The sequence below is a fragment of the Roseateles sp. P5_E4 genome (genome assembly GCF_054049255.1).
This window is the reverse complement of the sequence record NZ_JBFUMS010000001.1, coordinates 120,293-140,225: the sequence shown is the minus strand read 5'-3', so window position 1 is coordinate 140,225 and position 19,933 is coordinate 120,293. Positions and strand designations below refer to the sequence as shown.

Genomic DNA, 19,933 nt, shown 5'->3' with positions numbered 1-19,933 from the left:
CTCAGACGCCCAGGCCCGCCTGCGTGGTCACGGAGCGCTTGCTGACGGGGGACATGCCCAGCGTCACCTGCGCATAGACCTCGTCGGAGCGCGGCATGATGATGGGCGTGTGGATGTCGGCCCAGCCGACGATCTCGGTGCCGGCGTCCTCGTCGAGCTTGGCGGTGTCGATGGCGCGCTTCTCGGAGTAGTTGACGCTGCCCGCGGCCAGCACCGAGACGGCCTTGTAGGGGCGCAGCAGCAGGCCGCCGGCCAGCCAGGTGAAGGTGCTGATCAGGTCGTCGGCACCGCCGTCGCCGGAGGGCAGATGGTCGCCGGCGAGGTCTTCGCCAAAAAGCTCGATCTCCAGCCGATAAGTGCGGCCGACATCGCTCGCGTCGAAGGTCATCGTGCCGGCGACGGTCACGTCGCGCTTGCTGCCATTGACGGCGCCGAGGGTGATGGTGGGGGTGGAAAGCGTGGCCATGATGGGCTCCTTGAGTCCGTTGGATCAGGTCGATGGCTCGCCGAGATGGCTTGCCTGCCTGTACTGACGCAAGGCAGCGACCGCGGGGATCAACCCCGCGTTGGTGAAAGTTCACCCTGCGCCGACGCCACCCGGCCGAAACGCCGCCGGCGGGCGGCCCAGCAGCCGCAGGAAGGCGCGCCGCATGCGCTCGGTACTGCCGAAGCCGCATTCCAGCGCCACCCGCAGCACCGACGTCGATCCGCCCTCCAACGCCGCGCGCGCCGCTTCCACGCGCAGCCGCTCGACCGCCTGCGCGGGCGTGGCGCCCGTCTCGGCGTGAAAACAGCGCGCGAAATGCCGTGGGCTCATGCAGGCCCGGGCGGCCAGGTCCTCCACGCGGTGATCGCGCTTCAGGTCGCGCCGCACCTCGTCCAGCAGCGCGCCGAAACGGCCGTCGGGGCGCTGCAGGTCCAGCAGCGGCGAGAACTGCGACTGCCCGCCGGGCCGCCGCCGCTCCACGACGAGCTGGCGTGCGGCCTCCCGCGCGAGGTCTTCGCCATGATCGTGGGCCAGCAGTGCCAGGCAGAGGTCGATGCCGGCGGTCATGCCGGCGCTCGTCCAGAGTTCCGGCAAGCCAAGCTGGCGGACTGCGGGCTCGCGGACGTAGATGCGGTCGGGCTGCAGGCGCACGGCGGGAAAGTCTGTGGCGAACTGCCGGCTGCGTGACCAATGCGTCGTGGCCGTGCGCTCATCCAGCAGGCCGGCGGCGGCCAGCACGAGGCTGCCGCTGCAGATGCTGGCGACGCGCGCGCCCGATTTGCTGGCCCTGCGCAGCCAGGCAATGAGGCGGCCGTCGCGGCAGGCGGCGTCCACGCCATCGCCGCCGATCACCATGACCAGGTCGAGATCTCCCAGATGGCGCGGCAGCCCCTGCACCGGCCAGGCCACGCCGGCCGAACTGTGCACGGCAGGCGGCGCACTCGCCACCAGCCGCCAGTCGTAGCTGCCCGGCCGCGCCAGGCGGGCGAGCTCGAACACCGCCATAGGCCCGGCCAGGTCGAACTGCTGGAAACCCGGGAAGAGCACGAAGGCGATGCGGCAGGTCATGCCGACATGATGGCAGGAAAGGTGGGAACTGCGTCATGGCGGCCATGGGTCAACCCACACAAACTGCTGGCCATGGACCACGAAGCACCCACCATGACCGACCCCGGACACGACCTCATCACCATCACCCGCCGCCCCGACACGGTTTTCGTCTCGGGCCAGGGCGCCTGGCTGACCGACGAGGGCGGCAAGCGCCACCTCGACCTCGTGCAGGGCTGGGCCGTCAACAGCCTGGGCCACAGCCCGGCCCTCATCACGCAGGCCCTGCTGGCGCAGTCGCAGCGGCTGGTGAACCCGAGCCCCGCCTACTACAACCGGCCCCTGCTGGATCTGGCCGAGCGCCTCGTGGATTCAAGCTGCTTCGACCGTGTCTTCCTCGCCAGCTCGGGCGCCGAGGCCAACGAGGGCGCGGTGAAGCTGGCTCGGCGCTGGGGCAGCCGCATGCGGGACGGCGCCAACGAGATCATCGGCTTCGAGCAAGCCTTCCACGGCCGCACGCTGGCGATGATGAGCGCCTCGGGCAAGCCGGGCTGGGGCGAGATCTACCCGCCCATGCCCGGCGGCTTCGTGAAGGCGCGGCTCAACGACATCGCTTCGGTGGAGCGCGCAATAACGCCACTCACGGCGGCCGTGATGATCGAATTCGTGCAGGGTGAGGCGGGCGTCGTTGTGGCCGACCCGGGCTTCGTGCGCGAGCTGCGCGCGCTGACGGCCGAACGCGGCGTGCTGCTGATCGCCGACGAGGTGCAGACCGGCATCGGTCGCTGCGGGCATGCCTTCGCCTACGAGCACTTCGGCATCGAGCCCGACGTGATGACGCTGGCCAAGGGCCTGGGTGGCGGCGTGCCGCTGGCGGCACTGCTGTGCAAGGAGGCGTTCAACTGCTTCCTGCCCGGCGACCAGGGCGGCACCTTCTGCGGCAACCCGCTGATGGCGGCGGTGGGGCTTGCCGTGGTCAACGAGGTCTGCCGCGAGGAGTTCCTGGCCGGTGTGCGCGAGCGTGCGGCGCAGTTGTCCGCCGGGCTGCAGACTGTCGCGCGCGATCACGGCCTGGTGGGCGAGCGTGGCCTGGGGCTGCTGCGGGCCTTGGTGCTGCCGTCAGACAGTGCGGGCGAAGTGGTGGCAGCGGCCCAAGCGCTGGAGCCGGTGGGCCTGCTGCTCAACGCGCCGCGCCCTCACCTGATCCGCCTGATGCCGGCGCTGAACATCAGCGCGGCGGAGGTGGACGAAGGGCTGGCGCTGCTGCGCCGGGCGCTGCGCGAGGTGCTGGGCTGAAGACCTAGCCTTGCGTCGTGCCAAAGATCTTGTCGCCGGCGTCGCCCAGGCCCGGGATGATGTAGCCGACCTCGTTCAGGTGGCTGTCGATTGCGGCCGTCCAGCAACGCACATCAGGATGCGCGGCCTCCAGCGCCTTCACGCCCTCGGGCGCAGCCACCAGCACCAGAGCGCGCACGTCCTTGCAGCCGCGGGCCTTCAGCAGGTCGACGGTGGCGATCATGCTGCCGGCCGTGGCCAGCATGGGGTCGATGATCAGCGCCGTGCGGGCGTCGAGGTTGCCCACGAACTTGTCGAAGTAGTTCACCGGCTTGAGCGTCTCGTGATCGCGCGCCAGGCCCACGACCGAGACCTTGGCGTTGGGCAGGATGTCCAGCACACCGTCCAGCATGCCCAGGCCGGCGCGCAGGATGGGCACGACGGTGACCTTGCGGCCCGCGATCTGGTCGATCTCGGCGGGGCCGCTCCAGCAGTTGATCGTCGTCTTCTCCAGCGGGAAGTCGGCCGTCGCCTCGTAGCAGAGCAGCCGCGCCACCTCGCCGGTCAGCTCGCGGAACTTCTTCGTCGAGATGTCGACCTCGCGCATCAGGCCGATCTTGTGCTTGACGAGGGGGTGCTTGACTTCGATGACGGCCATGGCGGGCTTCCTATTTTTCTGAATAGTCAGAATTATCAACGTTGGCTCATCGACGCTGACGAAGGGCCTCGTAGAGGCAAACCCCGGACGCTACCGACACGTTCAGGCTTTCGACGGCGCCGGCCATCGGGATGCGCACCAGTTCGTCGCAGGTCTTGGCCGTCAGCTGGCGCATACCCTCGCCCTCGGCGCCCAGCACGAAGGCCACCGGGCGCTTCAGGTCCAGGTCGTAGATGGAGCGCTCGGCCTGGTCAGACGTGCCGACCACCCAGATGTCGCGTTCCTTCAGCTCATTCAAGGTCCGTGCCAGGTTGGTGACCATCAGATAGGGCACGGTCTCGGCCGCGCCGCTGGCCACCTTGGCCACCGTGGCGTTCAGGCCTACGGCGCGGTCCTTGGGGGCGACGACAGCATGGGCGCCAGCGCCATCGGCCACGCGCAGGCAGGCACCGAGGTTGTGCGGGTCGGTCACGCCGTCCAGCACCAGCACCAGCGGCGGGCCTTCCACCGCGTCCAGCACATCGTCCAGCGAATGGAGCTGGGCCAGCGCCTGCACCCGGGCCACGACGCCCTGGTGGCGCGGGCTGCCGGCGATCTGGCTCAGACGCTCGTCGTTGCTCTCCACCAGCTTGGCGCCGGCCTCCTTGGCACGCTCGACGAAGGCGCGCATGCGCTGGTCGCGCCGGGACGGGTCGAAATGGACCTCGGCGACCGAGGCCGGATGGGTCTTGAGGCGGACGGTGACGGCGTGGAAGCCGAACAGGACGGACTTGGGGGAGCTCATGGCCGCATTGTCGGTTCAGCGGCCGGCCTGCTTCCTCGCGTTCTCCATGACGTTCACGAAGCTGTCAGTCCAGAAGCGCGCCTTGTTCCTGGCCAGATGGTCCAGCAACTGGTCGTGGGCCTCGCGGGTCACGCTCAGGTGTTCGGCACCAACACCGTGAAAGAGCAGCGACACCAGCGCATGCTGGGCGGCGGCCTTCTCGACCAGGGCGATCAGCTGCTCGCCCGTCCAGCCCTCGACGAAATAGACGGGCGTGGCATAGGGATCGAGCCCTGCCGTATCGGTGACCATGGCCGGTCCGGCCGCCCGGAAGGCGACGAAATACGGCTTCAAGGCCGAGACGAAGTCCTGGCCGCCGGCGTGCATGTCCAGGCAGGGCGGCGTGAAAGTGCGCTTGGTCTTGCCATCCAGCGACTGCAGCCAGGTGTTGGCGGCGATGACCTGCTCCTGTACGCCGGCCGCCATCTGACGCTCCAGGTCGCGATGCGGCGCCACCCACTCCCGGCCCGACCCCTTGGCCGAGCAGCTGTGAAAGAGCGTGTGGTTACCCAGCTCATGGCCGGCCGCAGCGGCGGCCTTCCATTCGTTCTGTCGGCCGGGCAGCGTCGGGCCGTTGATGGGCACGTAGAAGCTCGCCCGCAAGCCCCGCTTGTTCAGCGCCGGCACCACATGGTCAAGCTGGCTGTCCAGGCCGTCGTCATAGCCTAGGCTGACGGCCGCCTGCGCGCCGTTCGGCCAGGTGAACGGTGCGGCCGTAGCGGCCAGCGCGGTGAGCAGGCCGAGCGCGGCCGCGAGCATCTTTCGCATCAGGTTTCCTCTTTCAAACACGATGGCTTGCATCGGCACAACTCATCTCGCTCGAATCGAATCGATTGACGTACTTGATCCCGAACAAGCCTTCTGCCACTTCAATCCAAACCGCTTGGCCTTCGGACACCGACATGAACTGCTGCTCAGACACGCGAATAGCTGTGACCACTTGGCCATCGCTAGACAACGCGACTTCATGTGCGGGGCCACCACGAGCTCGTCGAACCTTCGTTTTCTTCGCTACGGTGTAGACAGAACATGTCGGGGTGCTGAGATCGAGGGCCTGATTGGCATACAGAACCAGCGGCCACAGCGGCATTGAAGCGGCGGGAAGCATCAGCAGCAATCCCCCCATGCTCAGGGTCATCCGCGGATGCCAGCGGTTTCTCAACGAAAAGTGCAGCAAGGCCGTCCCCAGCACCGCCAGCACGACAGGTATCAGGAAAACTGAATCAGGCAACCTCCGCCAAACCGGGGCGAGCCTGTTGAGCACAAGAATCCACGCGGTAAGCGCGCCGATGGCAAGTGCACCGCCTATCAGCGCCGTCGACAACACCGTACGAACCCTTTTTCGCTTTGTCTTGATGACATCCAGAGGCGCCGTACTCCAGCTCTCATAAGGTTCGGAGAGGTCTTCGTCGGCCCTCATTGACCACCGACTCCGGCCAGTACTTGAGCAGCCATCAAGCCAGCGATCAACACCGGCTGATGAACCATGTAGAAACTCAACGACCAACGCCCCAGCACCGCAAGCGGCCGCGGCCCGCTGCCGGCCCAGAGCCGGGGCCAGGCGCGCGTGACGACAAAGCCGACCAGCATGACGCCCAGCCAGGGCAGCACCGGCACGTAGTCCTCGGTGACGGGCTTGTGGGTGACGAGGCCGACCCAGTTGGTCCAGCGCGTGTCGAAAAAGGGCAGTTGCACCAGCCGTGGCGCCGCAACGGCCAGCGCGGCCAGCACCAGCAGCACCGCGTTCGGCAACCGGCTCAGGCCCATGCGCAGCAGCAGCAACATCACCGCGATGCCATGCAGCACGCCAAAGCTGATCCAGCTGTTGGGGAACATGAACCACGAGCCCAGCGAGACCAACGCCGCGCAGCCAGCTACCTGGCTCCAACGCTTCCAGAAGCGGCCAGCGCCCTGCCCCGCCAGCACCGCAAGGGCCTGGCCGCCGCCGGCGCAGAACAGGAAGAGGCTGACGATGCAGATGCGCTGCCAGGTCCAGACCGGGTCGCGGTAGAAGTCCTGGCGGATCCAGCCGAAGTGGTTCAGGTCGAAACCGAAGTGGAACGCGGCCATCCAGACGATGGCCAGGCCGCGCAGGGCGTCGAGGCGATCGGAACGGGGGGGCGATTTGTCGGCGGCGGCCGTGGGCATGCAGGGCTAGGGAGTCGGCGAGGACGCCGGATTCTGACGCCTCGGCACATAGCCCCGCTGCACGAAATCGGTCTGCATCAGCCCCTGCATCGCGAACTGCGGCCCGCGCGCGCCACGCGCCCTGGCAGCACGGCGAGGCGGCGGTGCCAGCGGTGGCTGGCTGGCGGCGTTTTCGGCGGGGCGCGCCGAAGCCGGCACGTCGGACGCTGCCGAGGCGGCGGGGCTGGGGATCTCCACCCCATTCGGTTGCAGGTTGCGCGCCGGCAGGGGCACACCACTCTTCTCGCAGGGCTGGTCGGTGTAGCGCACCTGCCCGTCCACTTCACACCGCCAGACCTGCTGCGCCCAAGCACCGCCGCATGTCAGCCACATTGCCAGACACATTCCCAACCCTGCAGCCAAGCGCTTCATCGTGGATCTCCACGCAGCCCCGGCAGCGCGCCGACTGCGCGCAGACCATCGGCAAACGCCGTGCCCCCACGGGTGAGCGCTAGGAAGCCGGCGCGGAGGCGGGGTTTTGAATTCTTTGCAGTCGCTGCTGCTGGCGACGCTGCATCTTCTCCTCGGCGATGCGGCGGCGGTTGATGCGGTCACCCTCGTCGGGGTCGGCCGCACTGTGCATCGCCTCGGCGCGAAGGCGCGCGTCATAGCGGGCGCGATCGCTCAGCTGCGTCTGCGCCGCCTGGGCCTCGCGGCTGATGACCCAGTCGGCCTCGCGATAGCGCCCCTGCCCTGCACGGCACTGGCGCACGCGGCGCACCTCGTCCTGCAGGAACTGGCGTTCCGCATCGCCCAGCGTCGTCGAATTGGCGCGGACTTCCATGCCACGAATCTCGCCGTCACCGGGGCAGGCATTGCCCGCCGTCGCGATGGGCGCCGAAGCCGCGGACGCTGCTCCCATGGTGGCGCGGATCAACTCCGGCTTGAGGCTCTCGACGACATTGGGCTGCAGGCTGCGCTCGGCTACCGGCTGACCGCTCCCCGGGCAGGGCTTGTCGCTGAAGCGCACCTGACCGTTCAGCTCGCACTTCCAGACCTGCTGCGCGCCAGCGCCAAAAGGCAGCAGCGCAAGGCCAATCGCCAACCCCAAGCACGAACTCACTCGCCGCATCTCAAACCATCCCTTTGAAGTCGATCCTCGCATAACGCACCACCGGACCATGCGCCGACAGGCCAGGCGCTGGATGCGACGCGCTGCCCTGTCGATGTTCTTTACAGTCGAAGTCAAGTGCCAAGGCCACGACCTCCCGGTGGGCACCGGACACGACAGAACATTGACGCAATGTCAGGCGCTCGGGGGCGCTGGCTTTGCCAAGACATCGTGCAAGGTGCGCTGGCACTGGCGCAAGCTCAGGCAGACGCCGTGATGCTCCCGCAGATGCTGTTGCAGCAGCTTCCCATCCCATCGCCCTTTGGCGTAACCGCAGCCACCGGGCGGTATACGAAGCTCAGCAGCCACTTCCAGCGACTTCACGCCCGTTAGCCGCGGCGGCCGCCCCGGCGGACGCTCTGCCACCGGCGTGATGGCGGCCCCACGGAAATGCCGAACCCAGCGCTGCAGGCTGCGGGGGCTGTCGCCAAACCATGCCGCAACCTCCGAGCAGCTGCGCCCGCAGGCCACCAGGCAAACGCAATGCAGACGGTGCAGCGCCTGCTCCTGGGCCGATCGATCGGATCCGATTCGCAACATCTGCCGCAGCGCATCGAGCGCCGCGTCGGGCAGTTGGGTCATGAAATACCTCCCGGGCATGGCGCCCGGCGTGCGACATGCCTTCTGACGCTTCCGTCTGGAGTCGGCAACTGGCACGTTCGATGCTCGCTACCGGAGGAATCAGCCGGCAAGGGCACGCCTTCTGACAACAGCCAATATAGGCGTTGCGATCGGTGCCTACCTCCAAGGAGACACACCATGCCCTGTCCTCACACCCGCAGCAGCCATCGGTGGATTGCCTTGCCGCTTCTGGCTCTCGTGCTGCCCGCGCTGGCCGACACCGGCCCCGAGGCCAACAGCAATGACTGCAGCCAGCGCAACGCCTATGTGATCGAGCACAACTACACCCGCACGGCGCTGGACTTCACCATCAACTACACGGATCGCCGAAACGGCGGCACCATCGTCGCCTCGGATCACGTCGGAGAAATCGCGGCGGGCGGGCAAAGCGGCAAGCGCGACATCCCCGACGCCGCCAAGACGTTGACGCTCTGCGATGTCGTCAACCACACCCGTGCCGTTGGCAACCCTGGCGGCGCAGGCGGTGGGGCCGGTGGGCCGGACGACATCTGGAGCGGCGCCGAGCACGATCAGAAGTTCGAGGTGCTCTACAAGGACCCGGCCACCGGCAAATACGTTCAGCAGAGCATCTTCCATTTCCTGGCCCTGGCTTACGGCGGCGAGGAAATTCCTTTCCTCGACTTCTGGTTCGACACCAGCGGCGATGGCCGCATCGACGCCAACGATCACATGTACGCGCTCTACGACATCGGCGAGTACACGCACAGCGGTGCCGACTCGCTCGCGGCGCTGCGCTCCCGCTTCCTGCCGGGCCAGGCGGTGGACATCCTCAATGGCCGCATCGCGGGCGTCGACGGCCTTTACTTCAGCACCACCGCCTTCACCTTTGACGAGAGCAGCGGCTACCAGGGCAGCAACTACTCGGGCAGAGGTTTCGGCGTGACAGACCACACCTTCTACAGCCGGCTGCCCGAGCCCGCCAGCTTGGCGCTGACTCTGGCGGCRCTCGTGGCGGGCCTGAGTTCTCGCCGGGTGAAGCGGCCCCGGGCTTAAGCGCGCGCCCGGGAGGGCAGCACGGGCGGCGTGAAGCGGCGGGCCTCGGGAGCCCGGAGTTGTGCCCAAAATGCGGATCGACGCCACTCCCGCCGACGCCCCCGTGCCCACCCTGCCCCGCTGCCTCACCCTCGCCGTCGCGCTGCTCTTCCTCGGCTGCGCTCCCGCTTTCGCCAAGGCTCAAGCCCAGCCTCGCGCCGTCAACGCCCGCGGCGCGCTGGACGCCGAGGAGTTGAACAACATCGGCGTCTTCAAACGCGTGTCGCCGTCGGTGGTGCACATCACCACGCTGAGCGTGCAGCGCGACTTCTTCTCGCTGCGTACCAGCGAGCAGCCCAGCGGTACGGGCACCGGTTTCATCTGGGACGACGCCGGCCACGTCGTCACCAATTTCCACGTCATCCAGGGCGGCGACCGCGCCACCGTCACGCTGAACGACCAGAGCAGCTTTCCAGCCAAGCTCGTCGGCGCCTACCCGGACCGCGACATTGCCGTGCTGCGCATCGAAGCGCCCCACGAGAAGCTGCCGGCAATCGCGGTCGGTGCCAGCCGCGATCTGCAGGTGGGCCAGAAGGTCTACGCCATCGGCAACCCCTTCGGCCTGGACCAGACGCTGACCACCGGCATCGTCTCGGCGCTGAACCGCGAAATCGAATCGGTCACGCGACGCACGATCAAGGGCGCCATCCAGACCGATGCGGCCATCAACCCTGGCAATTCGGGCGGGCCGCTGCTGGACTCGGCGGGGCGGCTGATCGGCGTCAACACAGCCATCTACAGCCCGAGCGGCGCGAGTGCCGGGATCGGCTTTGCGATTCCGGTGGACGAGGTGAATCGCATCGTGCCGCGATTGATTCGAGATGGGCGCTTCATCCGGCCCGCGCTGGGCGTGACAGCCGGGCCGGAGAACCTGGCCAAGGCGCTGGGGGCGCCGAAGGGTGTGCTGCTGGTCAACGTGGCGGACGCCAGCCCGGCTGCGGCGGCGGGCTTGAAACCCTTCGGCAGGGATCGCAGCGGGCGCATCGTGCAGGGGGACGTCATCACGGCTGTCGATGGCGTAGCGGTGGCTGACTTGGACGACATGCTGTCGCTGCTGGAGACGAGGCAGATTGGGGAGAAGGTGACGTTGACGGTGTGGCGGGCGGGGCAGACGCGGAAGGTGGTGGCGACGTTGGGTAGCTCAGACTAGAACGAGGGGAAGGCTTTGAACGATTTACCTATGGCTGATGCGCGAAATGATGATCGAGCGCGAAAGCGGACTCGTGCCGCGGTCACCACAAGGAACTTAGCCAGTGCGTCTAACAACACACGATGGAACGAGCTGATCACTCACATCCGCGCTCTTGATGGCTGGCGTCCTTCTTATCGCTCGAAATCAGTTGATGGCACCGTCTCGAATTGGGATGTCGAATGGTTTTATCACCTGCCCTTTCCGTTTGAAGCTGTCGAATGGTTTGACATCGGCCTGTCCGAGGAGGGGCCATTCATAGGAAAGCTGCTTCCTAGAGCGAGCATTGACCATCGAAACGAAATCCTGCCAATCTTGGAAAAGATTGGCTTCGACTTCGAGCAGCGTGGCGACGTCGTACGTATCTGGGGTTATTTACCAAGGTCTTACGACGATTTCGCACCTCAATAGCGCGACGACAGGGGCGAGATCGGCAAGAGCCACCCCGTAAAGTAGCGACCCGCCCGACAAGTCACGCGACTTGGGCTTACTAGACAAACGACAGGACACCCCATGGGCGCGCAATGGAAAGCCAAACACAAAGACATCGCCGCCAATGCCAAGGGGCGCCTCTTCGGCAAGTTGTCCAAGGACATCATGATTGCCGCGCGCCACGGCGCTGACCCGAAGGACAACGCGCGGCTGCGGCTGGTGGTGGAGCAGGCGCGCAAGGTGTCCATGCCCAAGGAGACGCTGGACCGCGCCATCAAGAAAGGCGCCGGCCTGACCGGTGAAGTCGTCCACTTCGAGCAGGCCATTTACGAGGGCTTTGCGCCGCATCGCGTGCCGGTGATGGTGGAGGTGCTGACGGACAACGTGAACCGCGCCGCGTCGGACATGCGCGTGCTGTTCCGCAAGGGCCAGCTCGGCACGGCCGGCTCGGTGGGTTGGGACTTCGACCACGTCGGCATGATCGAAGCCGAGCCTGCCACGCCAGGCGCCGACGCCGACACCGCCGCCATCGAAGCCGGCGCGCAGGACCTGCTGCCGCCCGACGAAGAAGGCGTCACCGTCTTCCTGACCGAACCGACCGACCTCGACCTGGTCAGCCGCGCCCTGCCCGAGCAGGGCTTCAAGGTGCTCAGCGCCAAGCTGGGCTACCGCCCCAAGAACCCCATCGACCCGGCGAGCCTGAGCGCTGAGCAGCTGGAGGAAGTGGAGAGCTTTCTCGCTGCGCTGGATGCGAACGACGACGTGCAACACGTGTACGCAGGGCTGGCAGGCTGATTCACCTGGCTCGCCGTGCCAGACGCATGCCGCCCAGACTGACCAACCCGGCAAGCATCAACGCCCAACTGCGGTTTTCCGGCACGGCGTTCACCAGCAGCCCCCGGGCCGACGTCAGGGTGTAGCCGGCTGGCAGCGAATACTCCACGCGCGCGCTGAAGCTCAGAGAAGAGTTCAGACTGGACATCGCGAACTCGAAGCCGCGCTCAAACGGCGTGCCGACCACCGCGGTGAACGAGGCTGAATCGACGCGATGGAGGGTGGGTTGAGTGACGCCGCCACTGAAGGTTGCGGTGCGGCCGAAGGCGAGCACGTCACGTGACGGGTCATTGGCAATCCGATCAGCGACCGCGTTCGCCGAGGCGCTCGGCGTCAGCGAACGTTTGCCGCTGATGAAGGTGTAGCTGGTCAGCACAAAGCCGGAAGCGCTTCGAGCCGTGGTGCCATCGAGGGTGACCGTGACGCCAACCTGCACCGTGGGCGTGGGTCCCGTGATCATGAACTGGTCGAACTGGACGGCATCGATGACGGAGGTCGRCACCGTGGAGGGTGTCGACTTGACGGACAAGTGCATGTCCATCCCATTGACGAAAACATGGGCGCTGCCGCTCGAAGGGCTGCCGTAGTAGTCGGCAAACGAAGCCGTCAGGTCCGCGCCATTCGTCAGCGTGCACGACACGAAGTCGCCGCCCAGCGGCAGCAGGCCGGTACACGTCGAGTGGTCGGAAACGAAGTTGATTTCGCGGGTGACCCCTGGGGCTAGCGGAAGCGCCCAAGTGGTGCCACTGCAGGCTGTGGCCAGGCAGGCGACGGCCAATAAGCGTCGAGCCGGTGAAAGATCGTTGTGCATTGCAAGCTCCCGTTGACGCCGCCGGCGGTGCGCAGGCTGCAGTTCGATGATGGAAGGCGCGGCCGCGCCGCACCACCCACGGATGACCCACAGCACTTAGCATGCGGCGATGAATCCGTCGCAGCCTGAAGCGGCAGCCGCGCAGCGGTCGAGCGAGTTGCTGGACGTCATGCGGGCGCTGTCGGCGCAGGCCCCAGGCGCGCTGGCTCAAGCAGCGGCGCTGGCCCTGCGGGCGCAGGCGGATGGACAGGCGGCGCTCGCTGCCGGAGCAGCCGGCCTCGTGGTGCTGGTGGAGCATCTGCAGGCGGCCATCTACCGCCACGCCATGAGCATGCTGGGCATCCTGGCCGCCGTCGGCCCGGACGCGGCTGGCACCGGCATCGAGGGCCTGCTGGCCTGGGCCGGCGCCTCGATTGCCCACGACTACGGCGTGCTGCCCGCATGGCCGCCTGCCAATGTGGCGCTGTTGATGGAACGCGCCCGCGGGGCGCCCAGCGACATCTCCCTGGCGCTGGCCTGCGCGCTGGGTGAACTCTGCGAGCGCCATGGCGAAGACGCGGAGTTCGAACTGCTGTTCGCGCAAGTCGCGTCCGTTGAGAGGCAGCCCGACGCCTCGCCCTTCTGGCGCGGCCACTGGGCCATCGTCGCGGCCTGGCATCTGTATGCCTTCGCCAAGGTCGACGAAGCGCGTGAGCGGCTGGTGCTGGCGCAGCAGCTGGCCGCCGAGCACCAGTTGCCAGGGCTGGCCGCGGTCGCGGCGCTGCAGCGAGCACGCCTGGTGGAGTGCAGCAGCGACCCAGCAGCCGCGCTGGCCCTGGCAGCCCAGGCCGCGGCCGCCGGCGACGCGGCCAGCACACCGCTGTGGTGGGCCGATCAGGCCGATGTGCGCTGCCGCGTGGCCCTGCTTGCGGGCGACTTCCATGCGGCCCTGGGCCACGCGAGGCGTGCCCTGGGCCATTTGCAGATGAGCGGCGCCTGGCCCGGCTATCAAGTCACCTACCTCGTGCAGGAGGGCTATGCGCTGATCGGCTGCGGCAATGCCGAGGAAGCGGCCGCGCGCTTTCAAGGCTTGGGCGAGATGCAGTTGCCGCGCTATCTGGCGGCACGCCTGCGCTGCCTGGCAGACTTGACCGCGCTGATCGCCATCGGCCAGCGCCACGGCTGGGCCGCCCTGCCGGACGCCGCCCTGGCCCGCGCCATGCGCACGCTGCGCGAACTGGAGTGGCCCGGCGTGCTGCCGCTGCTGCCGCTGCATATCGGCGAGATCTTCTGCCAGGCCCTGGTTCAGGGCGCCGAGACGGACTGGGTGCGCTCGGCCATCCGCACGCGCCGGCTCGCCGCGCCGGCCGGGGCGCCCGAGGCCTGGCCCTGGTCGGTGAAGGTCCACGCCCTGGGTGGCTTTGAAATGTGCAACGACGCCGGCGCCGTGCGTTCAGCGGAAGGGCGCAAGGCCGCCAGCAAGCCGCTCGAACTGCTGCGCTATCTGGCTTGCCGCGGCACCGAGGCCGCATCCACCGAGGCCGTGGCCCGCGAGCTGTGGCCCGGTGACGGCCGCGAGGGCCGGCAAAAGGCCTTCGAGGTCACCGTCGCCAGGCTGCGCCGCCTGCTGGCCCACGACGCCGCCTTGCTGGTGCAGGACCATGGCGTGCGCCTGAACGCGGACTGCGTCTGGGTGGACGTGCAGGCCTTGAACGACCGCCTGACCGAGCACGAGCACGCGCCTGCTGGCAGCTCTGCCGCCGCCGGGGCCCTGGACGCCGCGCTCAAGCTCTACCGTGGCCCCTGCCTGACGCTCAGCGAGCAGGTTTGGGCGCTGGCCGCGGCCGAGCGCTGGCGGGCCCGGCTCGCCGCGGCGCTGCTGCGTGAGGCGCGCGACGCGAGCGTCGACGCCACGCGGGCGCAGGAATGGACGCTGCGCGCCGTGTCAGCCGACCCCGGCATCGCCAGCCATGTGACTGCGCCAGCACCCACTGCTCGAAGGCTTTGACCGCTGGGCGCGACCCATCACTTGTAGAACGCAGCGATCTGGGGGATGAATCTCTCCGGATTGCCGCCGACCAGATTCGTCAAGACGACGACGGCCAAGCCCTCGTCCGGATAAACGATGAAGGCCGCGCGGTTTCCGCCGATGCCGGCGACCTGCCTTTTCGGGCTTGAGGCGAGCACAGGCCAGCCGGCCGCCCAGCTGCCTTCGGCACCACTGCTCAGCTTCTCGGGTGTCCACATGCGCTGCGCGCTGGCCGCGCTGATGAACCGGCCACTGGACAGCGCGACGATCCAGTTCGCCAGCTCGGTGGCCGTCGTCTGGATGCCGCCTCCCGCATGGAGGCTGTAGGGCATCTCGTAGACCCAGTGAGACAGGCGATCGGCATCGTCCGGCGCGAGCGTTCTGCGGGGAAAGTGGCTGTAGATCGTTGCAGCGTTCGCCACGAGGTCATAGCTGTCGCCGAACGTCGTCAGCGGCATGTCGGCCAGCGCGAACTGCCGCTCTTTCATGTAGCGCTCGTAGGGCATCTTGGCCTGCTTGACGATGATCTGAGCCAGCAGGCCGTAGTTGGTCTGGTTGTAGGAAAACTTCTCACCGGGCGGCGCTTCCATGGGTTGCTGTTTGACCGCCTTCCACATGGCCGCTTCAGTGCTGCCAGTGACGGGGCCGGGTTGATCGACGATGTCGGGCAGCCCCGACGTGTGCGCCAGCAACTGCCGCACGCGGATGGGCTGCCAAGCGCTCGGCAGGTCATCGAGATAGCGGGACACGGGCGCCTCAAGATTCACGAGGCCGGCCTCGGCCAGCTGCATCACCGCAACGCCTGTGAGCGGCTTGGTGCCGGAGTTGAGCGGGAACAATGTCTTGGCCGTTGCGGGCACACGGTTTTCGACGTTGGCCCAGCCGAAGCTCTCAGACAGCACGATCCGGCCGTCCTTGACGACCGCAACCTGCAGCCCCGGTATGCGCCGTTCCTTCATCGTCTGTTGAATCAGGCGGCGCGTCTGATCGTTCGAGGTTTCGATGGCATCAGCGGCGCGGCCGAGGCCAGGCAGTGCCAACAGCAATGCCGCCGTCAGGATGACGAGGGTCTCTCTTCCAAATTTCATAGGCTGTTCAGGACGGAGCGAGGGTGAGTTGAGGTGTCGAACCTTGGCGCAACCCGTCATCGTGCGGCAGCTTCTGACCGATGACGTAAGTCAGAGAGGTTGAGGGGCGGCGCTTGATCCCACGTCACATTGCGCCAGCAACCACTGCTCGAAGGCCTTGACCGCCGGACGTGACTTGGCCGCCGGGTCGACGATGAGGCGATAGGCCCGCGCCGACGCGATGCCGGCATCAAACGGCGTGACGAGCTGGCCGCTGGCCAGCAGCGCATCCACCAGCGGCCGCCGGCCCAGCGCCACGCCCTGCCCCGCAATGGCGGCGGCGATGGCCTCGGAATAGCTCGAGAAACTCAAGCGCGCCGCCGGCCGCAGATCGACCAGGCCCCAGGCACTCAGCCAGGGCTCCCATTCGGCCGGCATGCCGGCGCTGTCGCCGTCCATGGCCAGGTGCAGCAGCGTGTGCCGGGCCAGGTCGGGCGGCTCGCGCAGCGGCAGGCCCAGCTCGCCCACCAGCCGTGGGCTGCAGACCGGCACCATCGATTCGGCGAACAGCTGTTGGCCCTGAGCCGCGCCGACCGGGCTGTAGCGGATGGCGAGGTCAAAGCCCTCGCTGGCCAGGTTGCGGTTGCCCAGGCCGGCATCCAGGCGCACGTCGATGCCCGGGTGGGCACGGGTGAAGCCGGTCAGGCGTGGGATCAGCCACAGCGACGCGAAGCCCGGCGTCGTGGTCAACGCCAGCATCTGGCGCTGGTGCGGCTCACGCACCGCACGCACGGCCACACGCAAGGTGTTCAAGGCCGTCGAGCAGGCGGCGTGCAGGCGCTGGCCATCCTCGGTCAATGCAAGCGCACGGTGGCGGCGCTCGAACAGCGTCACGCCGAGTTCGTCCTCCAGCGCGCGGATCTGCCGGCTCATGGCCGACTGCGTGATGAAGCGCTCTTCGGCAGCCTGGGTGAAGCTCAAATGCCGCGCCGCCGCCTCGAAGGCGGCCAGCAACTGCAGCGGCGGGAGGTGGTCAACGGGCTTTGTTGGCATGCGCTGGCGGAATGCGAAGCCTTCCGAATGATCGTTTGTCGGCAAGGTGGCCAAGCGGCACTATCCGCGTCAGACGGCCGCAACGCAAGCATGCCAACCCGGCATGCCAGTCCGCCGCCCCAGGAGCACACCATGCTGATCGACGTCCCCCGCACCCGGCTGTTGCTGCAACGCGGCCAGATCTCGCGCCTGCCCGAGGCCCGCGCCACCCATCTGTGCAGCGCGTCCGGCACGCTGTGGATCACCATCGACCACGATTCGCGCGACATCGTGCTGGAACCCGGCCAGTGCTTTGTCGTCCAGACCGATGAGGCGGTCACCGTCAGCGCGCTGAGCGGCCCGGCGGTGCTGGACCTGAGGCCGGCGGCGACCGGAGCGCGGCAGTGAACACGCTGCTGGCGCCAGCGCCCGTCGCCACCGAGGCGCCCGAGCATTGGATGCTGGCCGGCGGGCACCAGGTCCGCCTGCGCCCCATTGCCGCCGCGGATGCCGCTGCCGAGCAGGCCTTCTTCAGCGCGCTGTCGCTGGACTCGCGCCACAAGCGCTTCCATGTCGGCCTGCGCGAGCTCAGCCCTGCCCTGCTGAAGCTGCTGACGGATGTCGATCAGCGCCAGCACGTCGCGTGGGTCGTCGAGGCCCAGCAGCCCGGCCATCCCGTCATCGCCGACGCGCGCTATGTGCATGACGAAGACCGCCCCGAGCGCGCCGAGTTCGCGCTGGCCGTCGCTGACGACTGGCAGGGCCGCGGCCTGGGCCGGCGCCTCATCGCCCACCTGACGGCCCATGCGCGCCGCCACGGCGTGCAGCGCCTGCATGGCGACATATTGGCCGACAACCGCCGCATGCTGGCGCTGATGCGCGACCAAGGCGCCCGCTTGACGGCCCATCCAGACGGCGCACAACTGGTGCGCGCGGTGCTCTGCACGAATGATCCGGCGATTGATGCCTGAACTAAGGACACTCAATGACGAACAAATTCAGCAACTTATTGATTTGCATTTGATTTTCGTAATAAATTGAGGACAAAATTCAGGACACGACTCCTGAATCATGTCCGCGGACCTCACCAGCCTCGAACAACTCCTGCGGCCACGCGGCCCTCTGGGGCAGGCGGACATCGCCGCGGCCCTGGGCTGCTCGACCAAGACCGCCCAGCGATTGGTTGCGGCGGCCGGTGTCGCCGTCGTGGCGGCGGGTCAGACCCGGCGTCGGCGCGTCGCTTGGCGACGTGATTTCCGTGGCCAACGCGTTGAGGCCCAGCTCTACCGCATCGCTGCCGATGGCCGCCCTCAGGCCCTGGCCCAATTGCGCCCGATCTGGCCGCAAGGCTGCCATCTCGACACCCTGGCCGCCTGGCCGGCGCCCGACGCCGCACGCGACGGCTGGTACGAGGGCCTGCCCTACCCGCTCTATGACCTGCGGCCGCAGGGCTTCCTGGGCCGCAACTTCGCGCGCCGGCATGCCGCCGGCCTGGGCCTGTCCCCCGACCCACGCAGTTGGGACGACGATGCCCTGCTATTGGCCCTGAGCAGTCTCGGCGACGACCTGCCGGGCGAGTTGCTGGTGGGAGACGCCGTCCTGCGCCGTTTTCTCGATGCCAGGCTGGCGTCGCCGGCGCCGCTGCATGAGGCAGGACTGCCAGCCCGCTACGCCGAACTGGCAGCCCAGGCCATGGAAGGCGCACTGCCCGGCTCATCGGCGGGCGGCGAATTTCCCAAGTTCACGGTGGCACGCGAACTGGCAGGCATGGCGACACCGCATTGCGTCGTCAAGTTCTCGGGCGCCGACGAGTCCGCAACGGTGCAGCGCTGGCGCGACCTGCTGGTCTGCGAGCAGCTGGCGGCGGCGGCCTTGGGGCTGGAGGCGGCGCACACCCGGCTGCTGGCACATGAGGGGCGCCATTTCCTGGAAAGCGAACGCTTCGACCGCATCGGCCCGCACGGGCGGCGAGGGGTCGTCAGCCTCGAAAGCGTCAATGCCGGCCTCGTCGGTGAGGCCACGAACGATTGGACCCGGGTGGCCGCTGCACTGGCCGCCCACGGCCTGCTGAGCACGGCGGATGCCGAGCGGGTCGCCGAGCGCCAGCTCTTCGGCCAACTCATCGCCAACAGCGACATGCATGGCGGCAATCTGTGCTTCTTCCACGACGCCGCGGGTCTGAGCCTGGCGCCCAGCTACGACCAGCTCCCCATGCGCTACGCACCGCTGGCCGGTGGCGAAGTGCTGTCCCCGCCGCTCACACCCATCCTGCCGCTGCCGACGGAGCGGGATCGCTGGCTGCGTGTGCTGCCCCGCGCACGCGGGTTTTGGCAGGCCGCCGCGGCGGATGAGCGCATCAGCCTACCGTTTCGCATGCTGTGCGCCGACAACGCCGCGGCGCTTGAGCAGGCAGCCTCCGTCGCATGAACCGTTTGCTCCTCATCACGCTGCTGCTGGCTCTGGGTGTTGTCGTGGTCAGCCTGGCCGCCGGCGAATGGCTGACCCGCCCGGCCCGCGACTCCATCGGACCACCACCGCCCGATTTGCGGGCCGAGGCGCTGCGCCTCCCCTACGGCGACAGCCAGCAGGTCAGCGGCTGGTTCCTGCCCGGCCACGCCGGCGAAGGTGCAGTGCTTCTCCTGCACGGCGTGCGTGGCAACCGGTTGCAGATGCTGGAACGCGCCCGCTGGCTGCAGCGCGAGGGCATTGCCAGCTTGGCTATCGATCTGCCCTCGCACGGCGAAAGCAGCGGCGAGCGCATCAGCTTCGGGCGCCGCGAGGCGCTGGGCGTGCAGGCGGCACTGGGCTGGCTGCGCGCCCGCCTGCCGGGCGAAAAGCTGGGCGGCATCGGCGTGTCGCTGGGCGGCGCTTCGCTGCTGTTCGCCGAGCGCCAACCCGAGCTGGATGCCATGGTGCTGGAGTCCGTCTACCCCACCATCACCGATGCCGTGCAAGACCGCCTGGTGGCGCGCCTCGGCCCGGCCGGCGCCTGGGCCGCACCGCTGTTGCTGCTGCAGATCCCGCTGCGCCTGGGTCTGGGCGTGCATGAGCTGCGCCCCATCGAAGCCATCAAGGCTGTTCACGCGCCGCTGCTGGTCGCGTCGGGCACCGCGGATCGCTCGACGCGCTGGGTCGAGACGGAGCAGCTTTTCGCCGCGGCGACCGAGCCCAAGGCGCTCTGGCCGGTGCCGGGTGCCGGCCATGAGGACCTGCACGACTTCGACGCCTCGGCCTACCGCGGTCGCCTGCTGCCTTGGTTGCAATCACATTTGCGCAAAGCCGGTGGCTGACAGGGCCA

The 19,933-nt window shown here is 68.0% G+C and carries 23 protein-coding genes; 10 read left to right on the top strand and 13 right to left on the bottom strand.

The window, feature by feature from the left end; translation table 11 throughout:
* Nucleotide 1: 1 nt before the first annotated feature.
* Both ACXJLH_RS00660 and ACXJLH_RS00655 read right to left on the bottom strand, forming a co-directional pair.
* Nucleotides 2-466 carry a hypothetical protein gene (locus ACXJLH_RS00660; RefSeq protein ID WP_056196495.1) on the bottom strand — a complete coding sequence of 155 codons (465 nt, stop codon included), beginning with the start codon at nucleotides 464-466 and terminating at the stop codon, nucleotides 2-4.
* Nucleotides 467-577: 111 nt separating this feature from the next.
* Nucleotides 578-1,555: a GlxA family transcriptional regulator gene (locus ACXJLH_RS00655; protein ID WP_457442148.1), complete on the bottom strand. Its 978-nt coding sequence runs from the start codon at nucleotides 1,553-1,555 to the stop codon at nucleotides 578-580.
* 93 nt (nucleotides 1,556-1,648) lie between these two features.
* Here ACXJLH_RS00655 and ACXJLH_RS00650 point away from each other — a divergent pair, with 93 nt between their 5' ends.
* A complete protein-coding gene (locus ACXJLH_RS00650; RefSeq protein WP_457442147.1) occupies nucleotides 1,649-2,830 on the top strand; it encodes an aminotransferase class III-fold pyridoxal phosphate-dependent enzyme in 1,182 nt (393 codons plus the stop codon).
* Nucleotides 2,831-2,834: 4 nt separating this feature from the next.
* On the opposite strand, the gene upp is transcribed toward ACXJLH_RS00650, so the two are convergent.
* The 8 genes from upp to ACXJLH_RS00610 form a co-directional block, all read right to left on the bottom strand.
* The gene (upp, locus tag ACXJLH_RS00645) at nucleotides 2,835-3,467 is read right to left on the bottom strand and encodes a uracil phosphoribosyltransferase (RefSeq protein WP_457442146.1); all 633 of its coding nucleotides are present in this window, start codon (nucleotides 3,465-3,467) and stop codon (nucleotides 2,835-2,837) included.
* A gap of 46 nt (nucleotides 3,468-3,513) precedes the next feature.
* Nucleotides 3,514-4,251: a 23S rRNA (guanosine(2251)-2'-O)-methyltransferase RlmB gene (rlmB, locus tag ACXJLH_RS00640; RefSeq protein ID WP_056196486.1), complete on the bottom strand. Its 738-nt coding sequence runs from the start codon at nucleotides 4,249-4,251 to the stop codon at nucleotides 3,514-3,516.
* A gap of 15 nt (nucleotides 4,252-4,266) precedes the next feature.
* On the bottom strand, nucleotides 4,267-5,058 hold the full coding sequence (locus ACXJLH_RS00635; protein ID WP_457442145.1) for a polysaccharide deacetylase family protein: 792 nt from the start codon (nucleotides 5,056-5,058) through the stop codon (nucleotides 4,267-4,269).
* Between the two features lie 13 nt (nucleotides 5,059-5,071).
* The gene (locus ACXJLH_RS00630) at nucleotides 5,072-5,710 is read right to left on the bottom strand and encodes a hypothetical protein (protein WP_457442144.1); all 639 of its coding nucleotides are present in this window, start codon (nucleotides 5,708-5,710) and stop codon (nucleotides 5,072-5,074) included.
* Nucleotides 5,707-6,438: a DUF1624 domain-containing protein gene (locus ACXJLH_RS00625; RefSeq protein ID WP_457442143.1), complete on the bottom strand. Its 732-nt coding sequence runs from the start codon at nucleotides 6,436-6,438 to the stop codon at nucleotides 5,707-5,709. The genes ACXJLH_RS00630 and ACXJLH_RS00625 overlap by 4 nt, the downstream gene beginning before the upstream one ends.
* 6 nt (nucleotides 6,439-6,444) lie before the next feature.
* The gene (locus tag ACXJLH_RS00620) at nucleotides 6,445-6,747 is read right to left on the bottom strand and encodes a hypothetical protein (RefSeq protein ID WP_457442142.1); all 303 of its coding nucleotides are present in this window, start codon (nucleotides 6,745-6,747) and stop codon (nucleotides 6,445-6,447) included.
* A gap of 181 nt (nucleotides 6,748-6,928) precedes the next feature.
* Nucleotides 6,929-7,540: a DUF4124 domain-containing protein gene (locus ACXJLH_RS00615; protein WP_457322591.1), complete on the bottom strand. Its 612-nt coding sequence runs from the start codon at nucleotides 7,538-7,540 to the stop codon at nucleotides 6,929-6,931.
* Between the two features lie 183 nt (nucleotides 7,541-7,723).
* The gene (locus tag ACXJLH_RS00610) at nucleotides 7,724-8,170 is read right to left on the bottom strand and encodes a helix-turn-helix domain-containing protein (protein WP_457391100.1); all 447 of its coding nucleotides are present in this window, start codon (nucleotides 8,168-8,170) and stop codon (nucleotides 7,724-7,726) included.
* Between the two features lie 177 nt (nucleotides 8,171-8,347).
* Between ACXJLH_RS00610 and ACXJLH_RS00605 the strand changes: the two genes are divergently transcribed.
* The 4 genes from ACXJLH_RS00605 to ACXJLH_RS00590 all read left to right on the top strand — a co-directional run bounded on the left by ACXJLH_RS00605 (nucleotide 8,348) and on the right by ACXJLH_RS00590 (nucleotide 11,678).
* Nucleotides 8,348-9,223: a PEP-CTERM sorting domain-containing protein gene (locus ACXJLH_RS00605; RefSeq protein ID WP_457391102.1), complete on the top strand. Its 876-nt coding sequence runs from the start codon at nucleotides 8,348-8,350 to the stop codon at nucleotides 9,221-9,223.
* Nucleotides 9,224-9,326: 103 nt separating this feature from the next.
* On the top strand, nucleotides 9,327-10,412 hold the full coding sequence (locus ACXJLH_RS00600; protein ID WP_457356418.1) for a S1C family serine protease: 1,086 nt from the start codon (nucleotides 9,327-9,329) through the stop codon (nucleotides 10,410-10,412).
* Nucleotides 10,413-10,427: 15 nt separating this feature from the next.
* Nucleotides 10,428-10,862 carry a DUF6678 family protein gene (locus ACXJLH_RS00595; RefSeq protein ID WP_457391103.1) on the top strand — a complete coding sequence of 145 codons (435 nt, stop codon included), beginning with the start codon at nucleotides 10,428-10,430 and terminating at the stop codon, nucleotides 10,860-10,862.
* Between the two features lie 102 nt (nucleotides 10,863-10,964).
* Nucleotides 10,965-11,678, top strand: coding sequence for a YebC/PmpR family DNA-binding transcriptional regulator (locus tag ACXJLH_RS00590; protein ID WP_457355054.1), 714 nt, complete (start codon nucleotides 10,965-10,967; stop codon nucleotides 11,676-11,678).
* 1 nt (nucleotide 11,679) lies between these two features.
* Here ACXJLH_RS00590 and ACXJLH_RS00585 read toward each other — a convergent pair whose 3' ends face one another.
* Nucleotides 11,680-12,528 carry a hypothetical protein gene (locus ACXJLH_RS00585; protein ID WP_457442141.1) on the bottom strand — a complete coding sequence of 283 codons (849 nt, stop codon included), beginning with the start codon at nucleotides 12,526-12,528 and terminating at the stop codon, nucleotides 11,680-11,682.
* 109 nt (nucleotides 12,529-12,637) lie between these two features.
* Here ACXJLH_RS00585 and ACXJLH_RS00580 point away from each other — a divergent pair, with 109 nt between their 5' ends.
* Entirely contained in the window at nucleotides 12,638-14,515 is a 1,878-nt protein-coding gene (locus tag ACXJLH_RS00580) for an AfsR/SARP family transcriptional regulator (protein WP_457442140.1), read from the top strand.
* Between the two features lie 17 nt (nucleotides 14,516-14,532).
* On the opposite strand, the gene ACXJLH_RS00575 is transcribed toward ACXJLH_RS00580, so the two are convergent.
* Together ACXJLH_RS00575 and gcvA are read right to left on the bottom strand one after the other, a co-directional pair.
* A complete protein-coding gene (locus tag ACXJLH_RS00575) occupies nucleotides 14,533-15,582 on the bottom strand; it encodes a serine hydrolase domain-containing protein (RefSeq protein ID WP_457442139.1) in 1,050 nt (349 codons plus the stop codon).
* Nucleotides 15,583-15,714: 132 nt separating this feature from the next.
* Nucleotides 15,715-16,656 carry a transcriptional regulator GcvA gene (gene gcvA, locus ACXJLH_RS00570; protein ID WP_082532642.1) on the bottom strand — a complete coding sequence of 314 codons (942 nt, stop codon included), beginning with the start codon at nucleotides 16,654-16,656 and terminating at the stop codon, nucleotides 15,715-15,717.
* Between the two features lie 132 nt (nucleotides 16,657-16,788).
* On the opposite strand from gcvA, the gene ACXJLH_RS00565 reads away from it, so the two are divergent.
* From ACXJLH_RS00565 to ACXJLH_RS00550, 4 genes are all read left to right on the top strand, one after another.
* On the top strand, nucleotides 16,789-17,043 hold the full coding sequence (locus ACXJLH_RS00565; protein ID WP_056196450.1) for a DUF2917 domain-containing protein: 255 nt from the start codon (nucleotides 16,789-16,791) through the stop codon (nucleotides 17,041-17,043).
* Nucleotides 17,040-17,606 (top strand): N-acetyltransferase family protein, encoded by a 567-nt coding sequence (locus tag ACXJLH_RS00560; protein WP_457442138.1) that lies wholly within the window; start codon nucleotides 17,040-17,042, stop codon nucleotides 17,604-17,606. Before ACXJLH_RS00565 ends, ACXJLH_RS00560 begins: the two co-directional genes overlap by 4 nt.
* A gap of 100 nt (nucleotides 17,607-17,706) precedes the next feature.
* Complete coding sequence (gene yjjJ / locus ACXJLH_RS00555) at nucleotides 17,707-19,062, top strand: type II toxin-antitoxin system HipA family toxin YjjJ (RefSeq protein ID WP_457442137.1); 1,356 nt, start codon at nucleotides 17,707-17,709, stop codon at nucleotides 19,060-19,062.
* Nucleotides 19,059-19,925, top strand: coding sequence for an alpha/beta hydrolase (locus ACXJLH_RS00550; RefSeq protein ID WP_457442136.1), 867 nt, complete (start codon nucleotides 19,059-19,061; stop codon nucleotides 19,923-19,925). The genes yjjJ and ACXJLH_RS00550 overlap by 4 nt, the downstream gene beginning before the upstream one ends.
* Nucleotides 19,926-19,933: the final 8 nt, after the last annotated feature.